General features: G+C 51.4%; 12 protein-coding genes and 1 tRNA gene. 5 read left to right on the top strand and 8 right to left on the bottom strand.

Translation table 11 applies throughout. From position 1 onward, the window contains the following. Positions 1-134 precede the first annotated feature (134 nt). On the top strand, positions 135-437 hold the full coding sequence (locus B7992_RS08745) for a hypothetical protein (protein ID WP_141099780.1): 303 nt from the start codon (positions 135-137) through the stop codon (positions 435-437). A 96-nt stretch (positions 438-533) separates the two neighbouring features. On the opposite strand, the gene nrdG is transcribed toward B7992_RS08745, so the two are convergent. The 3 genes from nrdG to B7992_RS08760 all read right to left on the bottom strand — a co-directional run bounded on the left by nrdG (position 534) and on the right by B7992_RS08760 (position 3,858). Continuing rightward, positions 534-1,139: an anaerobic ribonucleoside-triphosphate reductase activating protein gene (gene nrdG / locus B7992_RS08750; protein ID WP_083541819.1), complete on the bottom strand. Its 606-nt coding sequence runs from the start codon at positions 1,137-1,139 to the stop codon at positions 534-536. Between the two features lie 128 nt (positions 1,140-1,267). Next, positions 1,268-1,426: an anaerobic ribonucleoside-triphosphate reductase gene (gene nrdD / locus B7992_RS08755; RefSeq protein ID WP_073155847.1), complete on the bottom strand. Its 159-nt coding sequence runs from the start codon at positions 1,424-1,426 to the stop codon at positions 1,268-1,270. A 101-nt stretch (positions 1,427-1,527) separates the two neighbouring features. Next, on the bottom strand, positions 1,528-3,858 hold the full coding sequence (locus B7992_RS08760; RefSeq protein ID WP_073282858.1) for an anaerobic ribonucleoside triphosphate reductase: 2,331 nt from the start codon (positions 3,856-3,858) through the stop codon (positions 1,528-1,530). A gap of 508 nt (positions 3,859-4,366) precedes the next feature. Between B7992_RS08760 and B7992_RS08765 the strand changes: the two genes are divergently transcribed. Next, complete coding sequence (locus tag B7992_RS08765; RefSeq protein WP_088666073.1) at positions 4,367-5,359, top strand: T9SS type A sorting domain-containing protein; 993 nt, start codon at positions 4,367-4,369, stop codon at positions 5,357-5,359. A gap of 192 nt (positions 5,360-5,551) precedes the next feature. Here the strand turns inward: B7992_RS08765 and B7992_RS08770 are convergent. From B7992_RS08770 to B7992_RS08790, 5 genes are all read right to left on the bottom strand, one after another. Further along, positions 5,552-5,624: transfer RNA gene (locus B7992_RS08770), tRNA-Gly, on the bottom strand. A gap of 86 nt (positions 5,625-5,710) precedes the next feature. Next, positions 5,711-7,207 (bottom strand): sodium:solute symporter, encoded by a 1,497-nt coding sequence (locus B7992_RS08775; RefSeq protein ID WP_073282852.1) that lies wholly within the window; start codon positions 7,205-7,207, stop codon positions 5,711-5,713. A gap of 18 nt (positions 7,208-7,225) precedes the next feature. Next, a complete protein-coding gene (locus B7992_RS08780) occupies positions 7,226-9,058 on the bottom strand; it encodes a diguanylate cyclase (protein ID WP_073155836.1) in 1,833 nt (610 codons plus the stop codon). Between the two features lie 7 nt (positions 9,059-9,065). Continuing rightward, on the bottom strand, positions 9,066-10,151 hold the full coding sequence (locus tag B7992_RS08785) for an LptF/LptG family permease (protein WP_073155833.1): 1,086 nt from the start codon (positions 10,149-10,151) through the stop codon (positions 9,066-9,068). Beyond that, positions 10,148-11,560: an LptF/LptG family permease gene (locus B7992_RS08790; RefSeq protein WP_088666074.1), complete on the bottom strand. Its 1,413-nt coding sequence runs from the start codon at positions 11,558-11,560 to the stop codon at positions 10,148-10,150. Before B7992_RS08790 ends, B7992_RS08785 begins: the two co-directional genes overlap by 4 nt. 64 nt (positions 11,561-11,624) lie before the next feature. On the opposite strand from B7992_RS08790, the gene B7992_RS08795 reads away from it, so the two are divergent. Genes B7992_RS08795 through B7992_RS08805 form a run of 3 tightly spaced genes read left to right on the top strand, consistent with a single transcriptional unit; the run spans position 11,625 to position 15,060 of the window. Continuing rightward, entirely contained in the window at positions 11,625-12,476 is an 852-nt protein-coding gene (locus B7992_RS08795; protein ID WP_073233637.1) for an outer membrane protein assembly factor BamD, read from the top strand. Between the two features lie 2 nt (positions 12,477-12,478). Then, positions 12,479-13,417 carry a hypothetical protein gene (locus B7992_RS08800; RefSeq protein ID WP_088666075.1) on the top strand — a complete coding sequence of 313 codons (939 nt, stop codon included), beginning with the start codon at positions 12,479-12,481 and terminating at the stop codon, positions 13,415-13,417. Next, positions 13,414-15,060, top strand: a complete 1,647-nt coding sequence (locus B7992_RS08805) for a PHP domain-containing protein (protein WP_088666076.1) — start codon at positions 13,414-13,416, stop codon at positions 15,058-15,060. Before B7992_RS08800 ends, B7992_RS08805 begins: the two co-directional genes overlap by 4 nt. Positions 15,061-15,124: the final 64 nt, after the last annotated feature.

Raw genomic sequence — 15,124 nt, forward strand, 5'->3', positions numbered from 1 at the left:
CACGACCTTGCCAAGGTCGGGGTCGAGGGTCCGAGTCCCTTTTCCCGCTCGAAAACAAAAGAACCACTCATTGAGTGGTTCTTTTTGCCTTTTTTGCAATTTCGATTTTTGCCGATCCTACAGTTTCCATATTTGTGAAGGACGCTTCCGAAATTGAAAACTTAAGAGCCGACCTTTCTGAACTAAAGGAAAGCCTTGGAGAAGAAAACGAAGCACTCAACAAGTTAATTGAGCAGGCTAACCGTATCGGCATCATGAACGACCGATGCCAAATGCTTTCTATCAACGACATTCTCGATGATAGTTGCGGCAAGTTCTATGCAGTGGAACTCCCGGAATCCGAAGCGAATTACATGGAAGTGACAGGAGAAATCCGTCTAGGATCCATGACCATGTCGAACAATTTGGAACAGCGCACCCAGCAAATTGACGCCTGAGCAGATGCCCCGTCCGCTGCATACAAGATTAGCTCAACTAAAGAAAACTAAACTCACAGCCTTAATAAAAAAGCCCAGGATTTAATCCTGGGTTTTCTATTCAAATAAATCCGGGTGTTCCTGCATTTCGTCCAGCTGAATCTGATGAAGGACGGCACGGCCCTGAGTCAAGCTGCTCTGGACATCGATAAGGCGCTGATTCCTGGAACCACGGAACTTGAGACTAAGGCTGCGTTGGGCCAAAACGAAGGGCCCATCCACCAGGATATCCGCAAAGGTCAGCAGTTCCATGCAATCCGGACGCTGTTCCTGGTGCGCGACGATGTACTCATAAGTATAGCCGGTGAAGACGACCAGATTCAGCCCACGTTCCTTGATTTCGCGGGCCAGGGGAACCAGAGTGGCCGCCTGTTCCATAGGATCGCCACCGCTAAAGGTAACACCATCCAGCAGAGGGTTCTCTTCGATCATGGAAAGGATTTCCGCCAGGGAAATCAAATGGCCGCCATTGAAATCATGGGTCTGGGGATTGTGGCATTCCAGACAATGGTGCTTACAGCCCTGGGTAAAGATGGAAAAACGAATGCCGGGACCGTCTACAAAGGATTCCGCCTCGATGCCAGCAATTCGGAGATTCTTGCCCTCAAAACCTTCGGGCACGGGCAAGCCCAAATCTTCACGATCTTCTTCCTGATAGTCCATCTTTGCACCTTTACATCCGACGAATATTCAACAGGGAGCCTTTACAATTTACGGCTCCCTATCTCAAAGATACAAAAAAAGCCCACGGGTTCCCTTACAAAACGCAAGAAATGCCGCAGGCTATTCAATTAGGCGTCGCCGCAGCAGCCGTGCTTGACACGGTCAGCGACTTCAGCGCGCTTTGCGTTGTTAAAACGATCTACGGTACCCACCAGGTAACCAGTAATGCGACGGATACGTTCGAAGCTTACGCCTTCGCCATACATGGATTTTTCTTTTTCGCTCATTTTTTTCTCCTTGACTAATTCAAGCCTAGTTCGTTTTCCTCTTATCTTGTTCCCTTCAAACCTCTTTGGCCATTATAGCCAATTCCGTGCCAAAAACCGCCCTAGCGAATTCCCAGGAATGCGGGCATGCCCGGGAACTTCTTGCGAAGTTCCTCGATCTTCTGAGGATCGATGGCGTGACCATCTGCGCGACCGCAACGGGGGCAGCAGTCATTGATGACGCCGACGTAACCGCAAACGGGGTCACGGTCAACCGGGTGGTTAATAGAGCCGTAGCCAATGCCGGACTTTGCCATAAAGCGAACGATCTTTTCGAAAGCATCCAGATTCTGGGTCGGATCGCCATCCATTTCGATGTAGCTGATATGGCCCGCATTGGTGAGGGCGTGGTACGGAGCTTCAAGTTCAATCTTCTTGAATGCGCTAATCTTGTAGTATACCGGCACATGGAAGGAGTTGGTATAGTAATCGCGGTCGGTAACGCCCGGAATAACGCCAAACTTCTTCTTGTCCATACGGAGGAAGCGGCCAGAGAGGCCTTCTGCGGGAGTAGCGAACAGGGTGATGTTCACGCCCAGACGCTTGGATTCGCTATCGCAGAATTCACGCATGTGCTGTACAATTTCGAGACCCAGGCGCTGAGAAGCCTCAGATTCGCCGTGGTGCTTTCCGGTGAGAGCCACCAGAGTTTCGGCAAGGCCGATAAAACCGATAGAAAGCGTGCCATCCTTAAGAACTTCGCGAACTTCGTCGTTCCAGCCAAGCTTATCGGAACCAATCCAGATGCCCTGACCCATGAGGAAGGGGAAGTTCTTGACGCGCTTGCGGCACTGGACTTCCATACGTTCCAGGAGCTGATCGCGGACCAGAGCCAGCATACGGTCCAGTTCCTTGTAGAACAGATCCAGGCTCTTCATCTTGATTGCGATGCGAGGAAGGTTGATGGAAGTAAAGCTCAGGTTGCCACGACCGAAGGTAATTTCGTGATCGGGGCGTGCAGAGTTACCGATAACGCGGGTACGGCACCCCATGTAAGCAATTTCAGTTTCGGGATGGCCCGGCTTGTAGTACTGCAGATTGTACGGAGCATCCTGGAAGCTGAAGTTGGGGAAAAGTCTCTTTGCGGAAACACGGCAGGCCAACTTGAACAGGTCATAGTTGGGATCACCTGGATTCATGCTGACGCCTTCCTTGACACGGAAAATCTGAATGGGGAAGATTGCGGTTTCGCCACCACCCAGACCTTCTTCAGTGGTAAGGAGCAGGTTGCGCATGACCATCTGGGCTTCGGGAGCGGTACACATACCGTAGTTGATGCTGGAGAACGGAGTCTGGGCACCGGCACGGCTGTGCATAGAGTTCAAATTATGCACGAAAGCTTCCATAGCCTGGAAGGTAGCCTTGTCCGTTTCTTCGTAAGCCTGCTTTTCGGCAAACTTCTGGGCATGCATGGTAGTTTCAACGCCGTAGGTCTTGGAAAGTTCGTGTGTTTCGGTTTCAACGAAGCGTTCGTTGGGAACCAAAGTTGCAACCATTCCCATTTCAGCCATTTCTTCGTGAAGCTTCTTGACTACGGGGCGAACTTCTTCTTCGCTCTTGCCCGCCAGAAGCATAAGGGCCTTGACCATGTTGTTCAGGTAGGCCTTGCGATAAGTAATGCGGACGCCATCGGCCATGGCGTAATCAAAGTTAGGAACAGCCTGACCGCCATGCTGGTCGTTCTGGTTAGACTGAATGGCAATAGCGGCCAATGCGGCGTAGCTACGGATATCCTTGGGTTCACGGAGGTGGCCATGACCGGTATTAAAGCCATTCTTGAAAAGCTTCAGCAGGTCGATCTGGCAGCAAGTCATGGTGAGGGCGTAGAAGTCCAGATCGTGGATATGGATATCGCCTTCGGAGTGAGCACGGCTGTGTTCCGGCTTCAGCATCATCATGGTGTAGAAATGCTTAGCAGATTCGGAACCGTACTTGAGCATGGTGCCCATGGCGGTATCGCCATCGATATTTGCGTTTTCGCGCTTGAGATCGGATTCCTTTGCAGAACTGAAAGTAATGTCGCGGAGGGTGTGCATAAGGCGAGTGTTCACTTCACGAACACGGGTACGTTCTGCACGGTATAGGATGTAGCTCTTAACGGTATCGGCATAGCCGCCTTCAGTAAGGGCCTTTTCTACAGCATCCTGGATTTCTTCAATATCGGGGGAACTCTTGCCGCTGGCTTCCAAAAGGGAAACTGCTTCGGCGGAAACCTTGAGAGCGGTGCTGTTAAGAATATCATCGTTGCCGAGGAGGCTCATCTGGCTCTGCGCGGCCTTGATCTGATCATCAAGTTCGCCGGAGGCACGGAATGCCTTAACAATGGCGTCAGCAATCTTTTCGATATTAAACGGCATTTCTCTGCCGTCGCGCTTCTTAACAGAAACAATCATCGTCATCCCTTCGGCCAGCCGACACAAAATATCGAATCTAGCCCCGCAAAAATCGTAATATTCTCTTCAATCCTATCGTGTCAATCACCGAAATCAGTCTACCAAAACCGCCTTTTTTCCTGAATACTCAAGCAAAACGCCAATTTCTTACAATAAACTTTTTATTTCGCGATTTCACTACATCTTGTGTTCAAGCACCACACCCAACCACAAGATGTGGCCTACAAGATAATAAAACATAACTCCCTTGTGGATGTTATTTCTTAAAATTTTCAAAAAATTTTCTGAGTTTTCCTCAACGGCAAGCCTATCAACAATCTGTAAACACAGCATATTTTTAACGCATCAATCGCTAACTCTTTATATCATAAGTAGTTAGACTAAAGTAGCATTTTCGTAAGTTTTCTACAAACTAAAATTAAACTTTTTCTTTACAAAAGTCTTGCTTTTTCTCAAAAATAAAGTATACTCAGGGTATAACCTTAGGGATGGTTAAGGAGATACAAAAATGAATAAAAAAATCATTGTCGCTGCAGTCGCAGCATTATCCGCCGTTTCCATGGCAGAAACCGTCAACAACGATATCTGGTTCAACGGAACAAGTCAAATCGCCAACACCACAAAAGAAAGCCTGGAACCCAATTACGAGAATTCCTCTTACTGGTATGATTACGACGACCGTGCCAACGATAAAGGCGGTTCCTACATTAAGTACCTCTACGATTCTACTGGCAATTACGGCTCTTTCATCCAGCCAATGATCGACAGTTTGGGTTACATCTTTGTAAAGTATGTACTTGTGGACCCAACTACCACAGGTCAAAATGAAGAATACCCATACAATTTCGTCGGAATGGGCTTCAACCTTGTAGGTGCAGCACAGGCCCCCCTCGACATAACCTCCGCCGAGGGTCTCTGCGCCACATACACATCAGATAATGACGTCACATTGACGATTGACGCAGACGGCACAGGCAACGCCTCCTGTTCAGCCAAGCTAACCAAAACAGCCACCCCGACTTTGGTCGATCTGGACTTCAGCAAATTCAGCCAACCCACGTGGACACCTGCAGCACAGAAGGTTTCCAGTTGTGCTGAAGCTTTTGCAAAGGCAACCGCGGTCAAATTCCAAATTGACGGACAGGCTTCCGACGTCCAGGGCGCATTGCGCATTTTCGAGGTCGGTCCCAAGGGAACTTGTAAGGGAGAAAAGGCTGTTTCCCAGAAAGAAAAGTCTGCAAACTTCTGTGACCATCACGCAGACCCAGACGCCATTTCTCAGAAGGCAGTCTCTGCAGCAAACGCAAGCCTTTCTGGCAGAATCCTTTCCTTTAGCGGAATCAAGAGCGCCTCTTACGAAATTGCAAACGTCCAGGGCCAGGTCGTAAAGAGCGGCAAGGTCGAAGCATCCATCAACTTGGCAGGCCTCAAGGCAGGAATCTACATGGTTCGTATTTCGGGCAAATCCGTAAATATGAACAAGAAGATCCTTCTGAAGTAAAAAGTCATACTTTAAAGAATAGAAAGAGGATTCCGGCAACGGAATCCTCTTTTCGTATGACGAAACGCAGCCGCGGACACCGTAGGCGGGAAAAGGGATTGTTCGTCCGCAGTCTCCGAGGGGTCTCGCGCCCGACTCCATTCTTACGATAAAACAAAAAGAACCACTCAATGAGTGGTTCTCTTGTTTTAGAGCGGGAAAAGGGACTCGGACCCTCGACCCCGACCTTGGCAAGGTCGTGCTCTACCAACTGAGCTATTCCCGCGAGGATGGCCCATATATAGCTATTTATTTTTCACTTGTAAAGGGATATGGGCCATTTTTTCAACTTTTTTTTAAAGTTTGCTTTTTTTACCTGCGATTCAACATATTAGCCAGGAAATTTACCCCTACGGCTACCACAATGGTAGTGGTCATGCTGATCAAGGGCATCCAGGGCCAGCTAAAGATTCCGCCAAGAACTGCAGGCACACCGAAAGCGGGGATTCCCTGAACAAGAATCAGGCTACCCATACCGCAGAGGACGGCAATGATGACGCACCAGCCACGAAGTTTCTTGGGACTATCGTCGCCACCGAACAGTTTATTGGCGAAAAAGGCCAGCAGGAACATGCCCAGCAGCGGTCCTGTAAAGAGGCCCGTAAAGAACACGGCGTTCTTCAAAAGGCTCCCCTGCTGGGTAGCGGCAAAGAGTGCGCCGAACACGCCCAGAACACCCCACAGCACCGTCCAAAGCTTTGCGCGCTTGAGACCGCCCAGGCCTTCATTTTCCTTCCAGCCAAAGAAATCTCTTTCAGAAGTATTGCTGAGAGAATTGATGGCGCCTGAAAGAGAGCTCATGGCGGCTGCACAGATAGCGGCAACAATCAGGCCGGTTACACCCTGGGGCAGACCATTTACGATAAAGTAAGGAAAGACGTCATTCTGTCCGAGACCTGTAGGAAGAGGAGCCGCGTGGGCCGTCTGGTAGTAAACATAAAGGGCGGCACCAACCCAGTAGAATAGGATAGAAACCACAACACCCAGCACCATGGACAGCACGCTGGAACGGTTAGCCGCCTTCACGTCCTTGCAACTGAGGTAGCGTTGTACAAACTGCTGGTCGCAACCGCGGATGGCGATTTCAAGAACGGCGTAAGCAAAGCCTGCGGAAATCAGGGTGCGGGCATTGGAGATATCCAGGCTACCGTCGAACCACTTTGTCTTGCCGGCCTCCCCTGCCATGCGGGCCATTTCGCCAAGGCCACCTACAGAATTGGAAATGATGAGAAGCACCAAGGCGCCACCGCCAAAGAAGACGATGAACTGCATCACGTCGGTCCAGATGACAGCCTTGATACCGCCGAACCAGGTGTAGAAAATGGCCACTGCCGCAGAAACGATAATCGCCACCTTCAGGTCAATGTGCAAAATTTGAGCGAGCACCAGGGACGGAGCGTACAGCAGAATTCCTGTGCGGAGCAACAAGTGCATGCAGTAGAAGATGGCCGCCAGACGACGGACCGGCCTGCTGAAACGAACTTCAAACAATTCGTAGGCGCTACTAATGCCGGAATTCTGGAATCGGGGAATGAAGACCTTCCCCACCACGAAGATACTGATGAAGGCGCCGATCTGGAACATGAGGAAAGTCATGTTGTCGCCATACACATCGGCAGGAGCCCCCAGGAATGTGGTGGCGCTGACGGAGGTGGCGATAAGACTAATACCAACGGCAATCCAGGGCATGGATCCACCGCCAAGCATGTACTCCTTCAAGTTCTTGTTGCCGCGGGAAACCCACAGGCCGATGAAGAGGGAAAACAGCAAATAGGCGGCCAGGACCAGCCAGTCAACTAAAGTAAACATCTTCCCTCCTGAAGGGCTTTATGCTTTGGGAGCCATGGATTCTTCGTCAAGTTCGTAACGGACAACGCGGTTACGGCCGCCTTCCTTGGCGCGATACAGAGCCTGGTCGGCGTTGTTCACGGCCTTCTTCATGTCGTGGAAGTCCGGAGTGACCAGGAAGGCGCCAATGCTGACGGAAACCTTGAGGGGCTTTGTCTGATGGACGTCGATGGCCAGCTTTTCGACAGCCTTGCGGATGCGTTCAGCCTTTTCCATCATACCTTCAGCCGTGGTTTCCACCATGCCCACCACGAATTCTTCACCACCGTAACGGGCCACCACGTCGATATCCTTTCGCATTTCGGAGCTGACGGTGTCGGCGATGCTCTTGATAACCACGTCACCGATGGGATGTCCGTAAGTGTCGTTGACGCGCTTGAAGTGGTCGATGTCCATCATGAGAACGCCGATGTTGTACTTCTTGCGGTCGGCGCGAACCTTTTCGGAGCGCAGACTTTCGTGGAGCGTGCGGTGGTTGATAAGACCGGTGAGGCCGTCGCGCATGGCCAGGTCACGGCCATGCTCGAACTTTCGAGCGCGATCGTAGGCGAAGCCTGCGACGCCAGCGAAGGCCTTGAGCAGTTCCTTTTCGTGTTCGCTATACGGTCTGGAGCTGCTGCTTTCAAGGCAGATGGCCATATCTGCAGTAGCCGCATCTGTTTCGGTAGCCACTGGCATCACGAACAGCTGACGCAAATTCAAGTTACGCTTTTCGTTATCGCTAAGGCGGGGCACATATTCGTTGTAACCCGGAGTAAAGCTGCGTTCCACCGGACGGTTGCGCATCATGGCCAGCACGAAGATACCCTTGTCAGAAAGGGTAAAACGCTTCTCGGAGAACTGACTGGATTCGATACCATCGCAGTACACCACACGTCCAGCACTTTCATTCACCTTATTCATGGCAAGAATCGTCAGACGGTCGTAGGCCACGTTAGCCTTCACGTAGTTGATAATCTGCTTATAGATGTCCTTCACAGTCATGGTCTGGAAGAACTTGCGCTGGTAGTTGTAAAGACCAGCGTACTGCTGCAGGGCGATATGCTTCTGGGCAGAGTAGAAGCCCTTGTAATCAAGCATGGAAATCGCCTTGGCAATATAAACCAGGGCCTGGGCCGTCTTATCGGTAAATGCGTTAGGCGCAGTGGAATCCAGAACCAGGATACCGACGCGGTTGCCGCTATGGTCCAGCATAGGGACAGCCACCACAGACTTCACCGGAGGATTGTCCAGGTAGAACGACAGAACCTTGCTACTAGGCAAATCGCCTTCGAGGATGCGGCTCACACCGGATCTGAACATCTGACTCAGCAGGCTTCCACTTTCCGAAAGGCGTGTGCTGGGATTCACGGACATTTCCTTGTCGTTTACATAATTGCGAACACCCCATTCCCTGGGGTTATTCTGCTGGGTAAACACAATGGCGGTATTCACTCCGGGAACGATGACCTTCAACGCACAAAGCATGTCGGTCATGGCACGGTTAATATCAGCATTGGCACGGGCCCATACCTGGCTCACCTTGAAGGCGGCCTCAGGTTCGTTAGCCCTGTCATGATCATTGCGGAACTCGGAAATCAAATCGGGGGACACAACAGGATTAGTGTTGGTAGATCGGGGCCCGATAGAGATAATGGGAATATTGCTAGTCGGATTCTGGCTGTTAGGACCACCTGCCAGACGAGGACGATTCAACCAGGCCAGTACAAAGGCCACAATGGCAAAGGGAATCAGGAACAGGAGCATTCCACCATGGAACGCCAAGCCAAGCAGAAGACCTGCCACGATAAAAAGTATTTCGGCAACAGACATAGACACCCTATAATCGGAAGGAACGGTACAACATTACTGTCGCCACGCCACCATAGACGAAGTGGCTGATCCATGCCGCCCAGAAAGGCGACAACGCACCATTTTCTCCCATTTTCAATCCTATTCGTTCAAGAATATAATAGCTAAATACAATCAACAGACCAATGCCAAATTTCTGGGAAAGCCCCCCAGAACGGCTATAACGATGGCAAAGTGCGGCACCAATCAGGAGCACAATCAGGTTCATCCAGTGAGCAGACCGCTTAAAGTGCAGTGCGGTTTCCATGGTACGGGTATCTTCACCGGAGCGCTTCAATACCTCGATCCTCTTCTTGACCATTTTGGAATCCATTTCATCGGAAACCTGACGTTCATTAATGAGGTCTTCTGGACGGGTAGAAACTTGGTCACAGGCCTTTTCGCGAACGAACTTGTAGACTTTCACAGAGCCATCTTTCTGGAAGACGCGTCGATGTCCCCGTTCAAACTGCCAGCATCCTTCATCCTCCAGCCAACGGACCACCTTGGCATCAAAGCGTTCCTGGAGGCGACCCTCGTCGCGCAGTAAAAGGAGCACGTCTCGTCCCAGTTTGCTCTTGCCAGAATAATGTCTAAAGAACCAGCTAGCCTTCTCACTGTCGATAAAGGTAAATTCCTGTTTTTCCTTGATGCGGGGATTCTTCTTTTTCTGGGCGTTAGTTTCCATAATTTCCAGACGTTTATGGTTAGCGTCAGGAAGCCAATATTCACTCATTTCATAAGAACCCACCGACACAAGAATTCCAAAAACAAAAATGGGGAACAATGTCTTGAGCGGGCTCTGTCCAGAGCTCTGCATGGCGCTCATTTCCAGGTGGCGGGCCATATTGCCTACGGAAGCCAGGATTGAAATAAAACAGGCCACGGGAGTAATCAAATACACCATGTACGGCAAGTAGCAGACGTAATAGTCCACTGCATCCTTGGTCTCGCGGGTAGACCAGGTCTTGATGTTTCCCACAAAGTCGATAACCACGAACATGAGGACTGCACCAAGAAGCACAATAAGGAACATCTTGAAGAAGTTCCATAGCATGTACCTTGTAAACTTCACCCGAACCTCCCGAAGACTTTCTTGAAGCCCCTACCAAAGAAGCCCTTGACCGCACGAACACCCCTGAAGAACTTGGAGTCTCCCGAGAAGCGGTCACGGACCATGGCGATCGTAATGAAGATACCAAAAATTCCGATAATGATATTGGAAGCCCACATGGCCAGATAAGGACTGACGACCAGACGGTCAGCCAGATTTTCGCCACCAATAAGGCAAATCCAGTAAATCACAAAGAACGATAGACTGTAAAGGATACCTGTACCAATACCACCCTTGCGAGCCATGATTCCCAAAGGCGCCCCAATCAGAATAAAGATAAAGCAGGCCACGCCGGTACTGATTTTCTTCTGGATTTCGACCGTATATTGAGCCTCTCGTTTCAATTCCGCCTCTACACGGCCAAAAGCACGTTCCGTGGTGCGGAGGGAAGACACCTCCTGTACTCGCAGGCGCTGCAGGGACCGGCGGCGTTGGACGGAATCAATCTCGATATTACTTTCCTTGATGTCAGGGACAACGGAGTCACCGACCACATTCTTTTGGAGAGCCACCAACGTACTCAGACGTTTTTCCAGGGCGTCCTTACGGAACTCCACGTACTTCTTTCGCGCGTCATCCACCACATCCTGCATCATCTCAATGGGCATTTCGCGGTCGCTGCGATAACTGCGGTTGCGGCGTTCCAGACGGTCATCCACATTCTTCATGGCCAGATCCTGACTGAAGAATCGGATGCGGAAATAGTTTTCCGGATTATCCGGGTCTGTCATATGGTTTTCGCCACTGCGCAGGCGGAGCATAAGAGTTGCTCCATTGTCAGCGTATTCCATGGAGGCACTGTCGGCATAGACAATACGAGGCGCCCCCTTCTTTTCCATTTCAAAAATTTGAATGCCATACAGGGTACCCGTAGTGGGATCGATATGGTTTACCCAAAGCTGGACCCCCGGGAACTGGGTAATCAGTCGACCCGCATCAATAAAGGCATGGGGCTTCTTGCGGGACACAGCACTCATCAGTTCCACGGAACGGTGGTTGGCCTCGGGCAAGACCCAGTTGTTGAACACCACCATCAGCACCGACACCAGGAGCGAAACAATCAGCACCGGCCTCATCAGGGAAAGGGGAGAAATACCGGCGGCCTTGCAGGCCGTAATTTCCTGGTCTCCGGACAGTCGGCCAAAGGCCATAAGGCTCGCCACAAGAACGGCCATGGGAATAGAAAGGGAAAGCATCCAGGCCAGGTTCAGTACAAAGATTTCAACCACCGTAGAAGTGGGAAGCCCCTTGGACAAGACACTGTCTAGAATTTTGACCAAAAAATCCACTACAAATAGAAACGTAATGCCAAAAAGAGACGCCAGGAAGGGGGCGATCAGCTCTTTCAAGACATAGCGGACTAAAATCATTTTTCTGGACTGCCAATTTTTGCTAATTTACGGCGGTAAAGTTAGAATTAACCAAAGAAAAAAAATGATGCTGTTCAAAAAGATTCCCCTGTTCCTCTGCATTTTTTCTACCGCAGCACTGATCGCCGGATGTTCCTCCAGCGGTCCCAAGATGAAACACACAGAATGGTGTAAGGTTCGCTACGACAAGGCAGAAGAATTGTTCAAGGCAGGCAAGTATGGCCGTACCACAGAAAAGCTGGAAGAGATCCTCTCTACCTGCGCCGGTACCGGATTCATGGAACAGGCCCAATTCCTGTTGGCAGAAAGCTACTTCAATCAGGAAGACTGGATTGAAGCCCGTGGAGAATATGGTAGCTTTATCCTGAACTTCCCCGGCTCCCCCTTCATCGAGACCGCTGAATTCCGCAAGGCCATTTCCTCCTTCAACATGGAATTCCGTGTGGACCGCGACGAAGCCAACACCAACGTGGCCATGAGGGACTTCGAACGTTACCTTTCCAACTATCCGGAATCACCCCTCCGCGATTCCGTGAACTATTACTACCAGCTGCTTATTGACCGTCTGGCAGAAAAGGAATTCCAGAAGGGCCGTCTTTACTGGCGCATGGACAAGTACCAGGCCGCCGTCATCTACTTCAAGGAATTCCTGGAAACCTACCCCACCGCCAAGCGTCGCGAAGAAGCCTTGATTTTCCTGACCAAGTCCTATATCGAACTGGACCAGTTTGAAACCGCAAGACTTTACCTGAACATCGCCCGCAACGAACTGAAGGAAGACGACAAGGACTTCCGCAAGGACATCGAAAAGATCGAAGGTAAAATCGACAAGGCCGAAGTCGCCTTCGCCAAGCGCATGAAGAAGGATTCCGAAAGTAAGCGAATCGAAAAAGAAGAAAAGGATATGCAGAACTGATAATGAAGTTCTACCGGAATATAGCCCTGGCCATCTTGCTGATGGCAATCTCAGCCTTCGCAGACGAAGACAAGGTGGAACATGACCGTTCCAGGCTATCCCTGTTCCTGCAGCCCTCCGTATCGTTCCTCAGTTTTGACCAGCGCAAATACTTTCAGGACGCCATCGACACCATCTACTATAGTTTCCGCGAAGACGCCCAGACCGAAACCGATTCCCTGAACGTGGCCAAGCAGGATTTTCAGAAGGTGAACTTCTGTTTCCCTGTTAGCGCAGGTCTGCAGTTCCAGATTTTTAGGGACCAGTTCATTAGCGCAGGTGTCGGATTCATCTACGATAACGAATCCGTGGTGCTGACCGACCGCAAGGGCAGAACCCACAACTACAGCTACACCATCCAGGGCATGCCCCTGTTCCTGGAATACCGTCTGGGCATCCCCAAAAACCTGATGACACTTTCCGGCGAAAGCCTCTTCAGCATTTCGGTCCGTTGGTACTGGGTACTTCCCGGCACGGAAATCTACACCACCTGGGGCAAGCTAGACGCCAAGACACCCGTTACCGGTGCAGGATTCGGCGTGGGAGTCGGCTACCTGATTGCCAGCTGGAAAAATTTTAACGTGTACGGAGACATCGGCTTCAGCAGTATCTCCGTAGAATCCAACAAGACTTTCGCCGACATCGTACCTGACGGCCCCCAGGAAAAGGCTAAATGGAACATCGGCGGCTTGATGATGCAGGTACGAGTAAGCTTTGGTTTGTGGAACGAACCGGAACCCGTCGAGGAAACCGAAAACAAGGCATCCACAAAGATAGGGACGGACGTCGAAAACGAGACCGCAAACGATAAAGAAAAAGAAATAGAGCGCGCTGAAGCCACACCCGCCGAAGAGCCCGCTGAAGCCACACCCGCCGAAGAGCCCGCCCCCGAGGCAAAATGAGTCTGATTCCCGGCGAGCCCCTGCAATACGCAGAAACCCACTTCAAGTTTAAACTCCCCTGGTCCCTGCTTTACAGGCCCTGGCCAGAGATTCTTGTAGACGCCCCCTTCCAGTTTGTACCGGATTCCAGGCCCACCTTGTGGATCGTGGTCAGGGACGCCCACCGGTTCCCCGTCGTTATCGAAAACATTGAAATAGACTGCCAGCCTGCCACCGCCCAAGACGAATCCGCCCCGCGACAGCAGAACCTTCAAATCGAGGCCAACCAGCAGTTCGGATTCTACCCCGTAGACTTGGGAGACCTTGCACCTGGGACCTACAGCATCCATTGCAAGGTCACCGTCCGCAGTAAGCAAAACGGCAAGGTCAAAAAATTCTCCCGCTGGAACCACCCCCTGCTAAAGCCCGCCCCCCTAAAAATCCAGGTGCTGGCACAGGACTTGCCCAAGCCCGAGGGCTACATCGCCGGCGAAATGCATTGCCACACCCACTACTCCGCCGACCACGTAGAACATGGCGCAACCCCCGCCGTATTCCAGCAAGCAGCAAAGGCCGTGGGTCTGGATTTCGTAAGTCTAACGGACCACGCCTACGATTTCGCCTTCCTCACCGAAGACTACACCCAGGCAGCTCCCTCCCCCATGCCACGCTTCGAAGCCTTGCAGAAGGAAGTGGACCTGTGCAACAGGGCCGAGGACAAGCCCCTGATGATCGCCGGCGAAGAAGTTTCCGCAGGCAATTCCAAGGGAGAGAATGTCCACATGACCGTCCTTGGCTCCGACTGCTATTTGCCGGGCCTTGGGGACTGCGGACGAAACTGGCTCCAGAACCGCCCCACCCTGAAGATTCCCGACCTGCTGAAAATGACAGGCAGCCACTGCTTTGCGGCACACCCCTATCAGGAAATGAGCGGCCTGGAGAAGTTCATCTTCCGGCGCGGTTTCTGGCACTCGGTGGATTTGCAGACCGGCAGCACCCACCCCATCCGCGGCATCCAATTCTGGAACGGCATCCGTGACGAAGGATTCAAGCTGGGGCGAGAATGGTGGATCCAGGAACTGGGCAAGGAAAACTACCTGTTGCCCATCGGCGGAAACGATGCCCACGGCGATATGAATGATACGACCGCAGTCAGGTTACCGCTAATTGAACTAAAGAACAACAGGCATCACGTATTCGGGTACGTCAGAACCGTGGTTCGCCTAGCGCAAAAGCCTTGCGAGAATCCGACGAGCGCCGAAGAAAATATCCCCCAGGCAGACGGATGCCACAAGGAACAGCCCTTGACTCTTGACGACGTGAACGCAGCTTTCTGCGGCGACAACTGTTACATTACTGACGGACCCGCCCTCTGGTGGGAGCGCGTGACAGACCGGGGCGAATCCGCTGTGACGTTCCATGCCCGCAGCACGCCCGAGACAGGTGAAGCCTTCCGCTATGTCCGCATATACGGGCGGCGCCGTTTGTTAAACGGCAAGCTCGCTCCGAAGGAAGAGCTCCACCTGGCAAGCCAGGTGGCCGCCCGCCCCGCCACAGACATTACGGTCCCCTTCGAAGACTTTGCTTACCTCCGTGCAGAATGTCTTACTTCTTGTTACAAGTATGCGTTAACATCTGCGGCAATCCATAAAAAGAACATCTAGTCTTTCCGCAACAATTCGTAATCTTCAGGCATCAAACCTAAACCTTTGTATATTATGTCAGAGG

The sequence above is a fragment of the Fibrobacter sp. UWH1 genome, from assembly GCF_002210365.1.
Lineage (GTDB): Bacteria > Fibrobacterota > Fibrobacteria > Fibrobacterales > Fibrobacteraceae > Fibrobacter.